The organism is Kosakonia oryziphila, assembly GCF_900094795.1.
GTDB lineage: Bacteria > Pseudomonadota > Gammaproteobacteria > Enterobacterales > Enterobacteriaceae > Kosakonia > Kosakonia oryziphila.
Genome location: NZ_FMBC01000058.1, coordinates 21536 through 29471, shown reverse-complemented (window position 1 = coordinate 29471; position 7936 = coordinate 21536). Strand labels below are relative to the sequence as shown.

Here is a 7936-nt window from a genome sequence, read left to right as displayed (position 1 = left end):
AAGTAAAAAGCCGGAGCTTGTGGAGCAAGAGCTGTGGGGTGTCTTACTGGCTTATAATCTGGTGAGATATCAGATGATTAAAATGGCGGAACATCTGAAAGGTTACTGGCCGAATCAACTGAGTTTCTCAGAATCATGCGGAATGGTGATGAGAATGCTGATGACATTGCAGGGCGCATCACCGGGACGTATACCGGAGCTGATGCGCGATCTTGCAAGTATGGGACAACTTGTGAAATTACCGACAAGAAGGGAAAGGGCCTTCCCGAGAGTGGTAAAGGAGAGGCCCTGGAAATACCCCACAGCCCCGAAAAAGAGCCAGTCAGTTGCTTAACTGACTGGCATTACCATGGTGGGGAGAGGTTTTTTATCAAATTTTTAATTTTTCTGTTATGCCCCTGCAAATAAATCTCCAATTGCAAGTTTTTTTCAAAGAAAATATATTCTATAATAGAATGTGGTTTTTGTAATCATTTGATATTACATAGAATATATTTGGAATTTAAGGTATGTCACAGAGAATTGAAGCCGCTTATATGGAAAAAAACAGCAGTTGGATTTTGAAAGAACTTATGTTGGAGGTTCTTTTCGTTTCTATATTGGCTTTTTTTCTTAAAGTTGTATTAGGAGTGTTGGGGAAGAGCCCGAGCGATATAAATAATGATGGATTAATTAGAGTTTATTGGATGTCCTCACCAGTTATTTGTATTTATTTGATTCTTCGGTTAATGAAGTTAAGAGTTTTTTTTTCTCTTTTTCTTGTAATGCTGATTTGTTTTGTTATTGACGTTATTAGTCAGAAGAAATTTTCACTTACCGGTGAGCCACTTTCGTTTAATGATGTCATTGCAGGTTCAAATGTTTCACTTGCATCGAAGTATCTTTCTGTAGATAACCTGATTTTTTGTTTCGAAATGATATTGGTTGGTATATTTTTGTTTTTTTTGGATAGGAAATTAAAAACGCAGAAAACGCAATCGAAAGTCATTGCTATACTTTTGTTTATTACTATTCCAATGGCTTTTTCGCCATATTTAACTGTATCATCTTTCATTCCTTTTTGGGTAAAAGAAAAAGTCAGTAAGCTTAATTATAAATATGAAATGGATTATTTCTCATGGAACTGGCCCGGGAATGTTTTAGCGCATGGCTTGCCAATGCATTTGATTCAGACCAGTGTGCGGATTGCGGCTCCAAAAATTAGTAAGGAAGGGTTGGATGAGTATCATTCTTTTCGCAAGAGTTATGTCCTAACGAAACCGATTAATAAAACTATAATATTTATTCTATGTGAGTCATGTTGGTATGATAATAATAATTTCAAGGATATTTTTCAGCCTTTATTGAACCATGGAATGACTCCATTACGGGCCACTTCTCCTGTATATGGTGGAGGTACGGCTAACGTAGAATTTGAGATGTTAACCGGATTACCTAGTAACTCACGCTATCTTTCCGGTATCCTTTACCAAGAATATGAGGATGTATTTAAAGATAATACTGAGTCTTTTGCTAGTGTGTTAAAACGCAGTAATTATTATACCTTTGCCGCACATAATAATGATCGAGCATTCTGGAAAAGAGTTAAAGTTTATCCGAAGTTTGGTTTCGATCAATTTGAAGATATATTCGCGATGGGAGAGTTACCTGTTGAGTTGAGCAAAGGCAAGAAGCCTTATGTGGATCAGGCGGATGATTACCTGCTGTATCGGGCGGCATTAAAAGAGCTGCGTGAGAAGAATGGAAAGCCTATTTTTATGAATCTAATAACAATGTCAACTCATGGTCCTTTCCCTTATATGAATGATTCTGGAGAGACTGTTTATAAATCCAGAGCAGAGGAAGCTGTTTCTCGTCTGACAGATTTTTTGGATCAAGTTGAAAAAATAGATAAGGACGCTCTCGTTGTCGTTTATGGAGATCATAAACCGTCTCTTAATAAATATTTCTATGATAGGAATGTATTACCTCATCAACTTTTTTTGTCCGTGGGAGAAAAAGATGAGGATTTTACTTTTAAAAAGGATGTGAATCCTTTGGAGCTTGGTGACGTACCGGTGTTTATTAAGTCAAGTGATAAAGAAGCTATTGCACAATTTGTTAAAAGTGCCAACCAAAAACCTTATTTCTGCGTGGCATCATTGGTAGATAAATATTTTATCCGCTCGGGTATGTTATCTGCAAGTTATATGCAACAGTATGGCTGCCAAGAGCCAATTTATAATGATTATAATGGTTATAATAACTTAATTGGTAAAGTACCATCGTGGCTGTATTCTGTTTCACTGTTTGACAATGTGACTGAGTGATTTCAAAGGTTCGATTTTTTAAGATCGTCTGGGGAGAATCCTCCCCAGACGATCGTTGTTCGTCGTTGATTCTTTGTCGCAACGCACTTCACTATCAAACGATCTTACGCTTACTCGTACTATTCCTACCGATGCCATCCGTTATAATTCTCGCAGGGCAAAGCAGGAGCATTTATGAATCAATCCTATGGGCGGCTGATTACCCGGGCGGCTGTCGCGGCGACCGTCATGGCATCGTCACTACTGTTAATTAAAATTTTTGCATGGTGGTTCACCGGGTCGGTCAGCATTCTGGCGGCGTTGGTAGATTCTCTGGTGGATATCGCGGCATCGTTGACCAACCTGTTAGTGGTGCGTTACTCGTTGCAGCCCGCTGATGAAGAACACACTTTCGGACATGGTAAAGCGGAGTCGTTGGCCGCGTTGGCGCAAAGTATGTTTATTTCCGGTTCGGCACTGTTTCTGTTTTTGACCGGTATCCAGCATCTGGCTAGCCCCGAGCCGCTTCGTGCTGCCGGGATTGGGATTACCGTCACGCTAGTAGCACTATTCAGTACTGTGATGTTAATCACTTTTCAGCGCTGGGTGGTAAGCAAAACCCACAGCCAGGCGGTGCGGGCGGATATGCTTCATTATCAGTCTGATGTTATGATGAACGGTGCAATTCTCATCGCGCTTGGTCTGTCCTGGTACGGTTGGCATCGGGCTGATGCGTTGTTTGCACTGGGGATCGGCAGCTATATTCTGTATAGCGCGTTACGCATGGGGTATGAAGCGGTTCAGGCGTTGCTGGACAGAGCGTTACCCGACGAAGAGCGCCGGGAGATTATCGATATCGTCACTGCTTGGCCAGGCGTTAGCGGCGCGCACGATCTCCGCACGCGGCAGTCAGGGCCGACCCGCTTTATTCAAATACATTTAGAAATGGACGATAACCTGCCGTTGGTTCAGGCACATATCGTGGCTGAGCAGGTAGAGCTGGCCATTTTGCAAAGTTTTCCGGGTTCGGATGTGATTATTCACCAGGATCCCTGCTCAGTCGTCCCTCAGGGACGTTAAGCATAGTAGGGTATTCGTATTTCATTGTAAAAAAATGAGCCAGACCCGTTTTTTGTGTATAAATTACCGCCATTTGGGCTGACCTGAATCAATTCAGCAAGCAGTGATTGATATACTATTTGCAGCATAGTTGTTCGCTCCCGTGGGGAGTCGCTTCGGGCCACAGAATTTATTTTGCATTCCTAGTTCAGAGGTAGTCATGATTAAAAAAATCGGTGTGTTGACAAGTGGCGGTGATGCGCCAGGCATGAATGCCGCGATCCGCGGGGTCGTCCGTGCCGCATTAACAGAAGGTCTGGAAGTTGCAGGTATCTATGATGGTTACCTCGGCCTGTACGAAGACCGCATGATCCAACTCGACCGCTACAGCGTGTCGGATATGATCAACCGCGGCGGTACATTCCTTGGTTCTGCTCGCTTCCCTGAATTCCGCGAAGAGCATGTCCGTGCCGTGGCTATTGAGAACATGAAAAAACGCGGCATTGACGCTCTGGTTGTTATCGGCGGCGACGGTTCTTACATGGGCGCCAAGCGCCTGACTGAAATGGGTTTCCCATGCATTGGTCTGCCAGGCACCATCGATAACGACGTTGCGGGAACGGACTACACCATCGGTTATTTCACCGCGTTGCAAACCGTCGTTGAAGCGATTGACCGCTTGCGTGATACCTCTTCTTCCCACCAGCGCATCTCCATCGTTGAAGTGATGGGCCGTTACTGCGGCGACCTGACTCTGGCTGCGGCAATTGCCGGTGGCTGTGAGTTTATTGTTCTGCCGGAAGTAGAATTCAACCGCGAAGATCTGGTTTCAGAAATCAAAGCCGGTATCGCTAAAGGTAAAAAACATGCGATTGTGGCGATCACTGAGCATATCTGCGACATTGACGAGCTGGCGAAATATATCGAAAGCGAAACACAGCGTGAAACGCGTGCTACCGTTCTCGGCCACATTCAGCGCGGCGGCTCGCCGGTGCCTTACGACCGTATCCTGGCATCCCGTATGGGCGCTTACGCTATTGAACTGCTGCTGCAGGGCTTTGGCGGTCGCTGCGTCGGTATCCAGAACGAAAAAATGGTTCACCACGACATTATCGACGCTATTGAGAACATGAAGCGTCCGTTCAAAGGCGACTGGCTGGACTGCGCAAAGAAACTTTATTAATCGCGCGAAACGCCCTCACCGTGAGGGCGTTTTTTTAGATTTATTTATTCCGCATAGTTATAGCCAATCTTTTTTTATTCTTTAATCATTGATTATCTTTCTGGCACGCTGGTCTTATCAAAATAGATAACCAAAGAGAGTGGGCGATGAATAAATGGGGCGTGGGAATTACTTTACTGCTGGCTTCCACCAGCGTTCTGGCTAAGGATATTCAGTTATTAAACGTGTCTTACGATCCAACGCGTGAGCTGTACGAACAGTACAACAAAGCATTCAGCGCGCACTGGAAACAAGAGACCGGGGACAATGTTGTGATCCGTCAATCTCACGGCGGCTCTGGTAAACAGGCGACCTCGGTGATTAACGGCATTGATGCCGATGTTGTGACGCTGGCACTGGCTTATGACGTTGACGCTATCGCTGAACGTGGCCGCATTGATAAAGACTGGATCAAACGCCTGCCGGACAACTCCGCGCCATACACTTCAACCATCGTTTTCCTGGTACGCAAAGGTAACCCGAAACAGATTCATGACTGGAACGATCTGGTAAAACCGGGCGTTTCCGTTATTACGCCGAACCCGAAAAGTTCCGGCGGCGCACGCTGGAACTATCTGGCCGCCTGGGGCTACGCTCTGCACCAGAACAATGGCGATCAGGCAAAAGCGCAGGAGTTCGTGAAAGCGCTGTATAAAAACGTTGAAGTGCTGGATTCCGGTGCACGCGGCGCGACCAGTACCTTTGTTGAACGCGGTATTGGCGATGTGCTGATTGCATGGGAAAACGAAGCGCTGCTGGCAACCAACGAACTGGGCAAAGACAAGTTTGAAATTGTGACGCCGAGTGAATCGATCCTCGCTGAGCCAACGGTTTCTGTCGTTGATAAAGTTGCCGAGAAAAAAGGCACCGGGAAAGTGGCTGAAGCCTACCTGAAATATCTCTACTCGCCGGAAGGTCAGGAGATCGTTGCGAAGAATTTCTATCGTCCGCGCGATCCGCAAATTGCCGCGAAATACGCGAGTGAGTTCCCGAAACTGAAACTCTTCACCATTGATGATGAGTTTGGCGGCTGGACCAAAGCGCAAAAAGAGCACTTCTCTAACGGCGGTACGTTCGACCAAATCAGCAAACGCTAATCCTCCAGACATTGCCCTCTTTTGAGGGCGATGTCGTTTTTATCCTTGCTAAAATTCAGCATTTCCGGCTTCACTGGTATTTGCGCTATCATCCAGGCTTATTTAGCAAAGGAAGCGGAAATATGAAAACAGTACGTCGCCTTATCATTGCCCTGGCAGTGCTGGTTATTCTGGCAGGCACGGGAACAGCATACTGGTTTAAAGGTCGCGGCAATCCTGATGCCTTACGGCAGATCGTTATCGGGCAATGTCTGCCAAATGCCCGCGAACACAATTCGCCCGCTCCCTGCGCGCAAGTGAACCTGAAAAATGGTTACGTGCTGATGAAAGACCGCAATGGGCCGCTGCAATTCCTGCTGATGCCGACTTATCGCATCAACGGCACGGAAAGCCCGCTGCTGCTGCAAGCGGCAACGCCGAACTTTTTCTGGCAGGCGTGGCAGGCCCGTGATGTAATGAGCAAACTGCGTGGCAAAGAAGTGCCGGATAATGCCATCTCTCTGGCCATCAACTCCCGCACGGGGCGTACGCAGAACCATTTCCATATTCATATCTCCTGCCTGCGTGCTGACGTGCGGGCACAGTTAAACGACAATGCCGCCCGGATCAGCAGCCAGTGGCTGGCATTTCCTGGCGGTTTGCTCGGCCATCAATATTTGGCCCGACGCGTGACGGAAGCGGAGCTGGTGCAACGTAGCCCGTTCCTGATGCTGGCGGAAGAAGTCCCGGAAGCAAAGGCGCATATGGGGCGTTTTGCACTGGCGATGGCGAAACAGGCGGACGGTTCATTTGTGTTGCTGGCAACCGGGCGTAATCTGCTGGCACTTAATCGTGCTTCTGCGGAGGAAATTCAGGATCATCAATGCGATATCCTCAAATAACCCCACTATAATTCGCGTTTACTCAACTTGCCTGTCGCCGTAGACTTGCTGAAAAAATCTACAGGAGACAGGCATGTCGCTCTGGCTTACTCACCCTCTATTCCTTCCCTCGTTAATTATCGGCATCACCATTGTGCTGTGGGCGACCTCACTGTTACCGGAGTTTGTTACTGCGCTGTTGTTCTTTACGGCCGCGATGATGGCGAAAATCGCGCCTCCGGAAGTGATCTTCGGCGGGTTTGCTTCTTCGGCATTCTGGTTGGTGTTCAGTGGCTTTGTGCTGGGCGTGGCGATCCGTAAAACCGGTCTGGCGGACAGAGCCGCCCGCGCGTTGTCATCGCGGCTGACAACGTCATGGCTGCAAATGGTCGCCAGCGTCGTACTGTTAAGTTACGCACTAGCGTTTGTCATGCCGTCGAATATGGGACGCATCGCGCTGTTGATGCCTATTGTTGCGGCAATGGCGGCACGCGCCGGTATTAACCAAGGTACCCGACCATGGTACGGATTGGCGCTGGCGGTCGGTTTTGGGACATTCCAGCTGTCGGCGACAATTCTGCCTGCCAACGTCCCCAATCTGGTGATGAGCGGCGCGGCGGAAGGCTCCTATGGTATCCATCTCAATTATCTTCCCTACTTACTATTGCACACGCCGGTGCTGGGCATTCTGAAAGGGTTGATTCTGATTGGCCTGATCTGCTGGCTGTTTCCAGGGCAGCCGCAGGTACCGCGTGAAGAGGCCATTTCTGCGCCGATGAGCCGGGAAGAAAAACGACTGACGTGGCTGCTGGTTGTAGTGCTAACGATGTGGGTGACGGAGAGCTGGCACGGTATCGGTCCGGCGTGGACGGGACTGGCGGCGGCCTGTGTCACTTTGCTGCCGCGAGCGGGTTTTATCAATGGCGACGAGTTTTCCAGCGGGGTGAATATCCGCACCTGTATCTACGTTGCCGGGATTTTGGGCTTAGCGATCACGGTGACGCAAACCGGTATCGGCAGTGCGGTTGGGGAAGCGTTGTTGAGGGTGATGCCGCTCGATCCGGCTAACCCGTTCACCAGTTTTCTCGCGCTGACAGGCATCACCACGGCACTTAATTTCATTATGACGGCCAACGGCGTTCCGGCACTGTTTACCACGCTGGCGCAGAGTTTTTCGGACGCGACCGGGTTCCCGCTGCTGTCGGTCATTATGATTCAGGTGCTGGGTTACTCCACACCGCTGTTGCCGTATCAGGCGTCGCCTATTGTGGTGGCTATGGCGCTAGGGAAAGTACCGGCACGATCGGGAATGCTGCTCTGCATGGCGCTGGCAGTGGTGACGTATCTGGTGCTGTTACCACTGGACTATGCATGGTTTCGCGTACTGGGGAGATTGTAAGAATAAACCCT

Annotated in this window: 6 protein-coding genes and 1 pseudogene; all 7 read left to right on the top strand. The window is 48.2% G+C overall.

Going from position 1 to position 7936, the window contains the following annotated elements:
• A pseudogene (locus tag GA0061070_RS21075) lies at positions 1-334 on the top strand (IS4 family transposase); the annotation flags it as partial.
• Positions 335-509: 175 nt separating this feature from the next.
• Complete coding sequence (locus tag GA0061070_RS21070) at positions 510-2309, top strand: LTA synthase family protein (RefSeq protein WP_090138143.1); 1800 nt, start codon at positions 510-512, stop codon at positions 2307-2309.
• Positions 2310-2483: 174 nt separating this feature from the next.
• The gene (gene fieF, locus GA0061070_RS21065; protein WP_090138141.1) at positions 2484-3368 is read left to right on the top strand and encodes a CDF family cation-efflux transporter FieF; all 885 of its coding nucleotides are present in this window, start codon (positions 2484-2486) and stop codon (positions 3366-3368) included.
• Positions 3369-3567: 199 nt separating this feature from the next.
• A complete protein-coding gene (gene pfkA / locus GA0061070_RS21060) occupies positions 3568-4530 on the top strand; it encodes a 6-phosphofructokinase (protein ID WP_090138139.1) in 963 nt (320 codons plus the stop codon).
• A 146-nt stretch (positions 4531-4676) separates the two neighbouring features.
• Complete coding sequence (locus GA0061070_RS21055) at positions 4677-5666, top strand: sulfate ABC transporter substrate-binding protein (RefSeq protein ID WP_090138137.1); 990 nt, start codon at positions 4677-4679, stop codon at positions 5664-5666.
• Positions 5667-5788: 122 nt separating this feature from the next.
• Positions 5789-6547 (top strand): CDP-diacylglycerol diphosphatase, encoded by a 759-nt coding sequence (locus tag GA0061070_RS21050; protein WP_090138135.1) that lies wholly within the window; start codon positions 5789-5791, stop codon positions 6545-6547.
• Between the two features lie 73 nt (positions 6548-6620).
• Positions 6621-7925, top strand: coding sequence for an SLC13 family permease (locus tag GA0061070_RS21045; protein ID WP_090138133.1), 1305 nt, complete (start codon positions 6621-6623; stop codon positions 7923-7925).
• Positions 7926-7936: the final 11 nt, after the last annotated feature.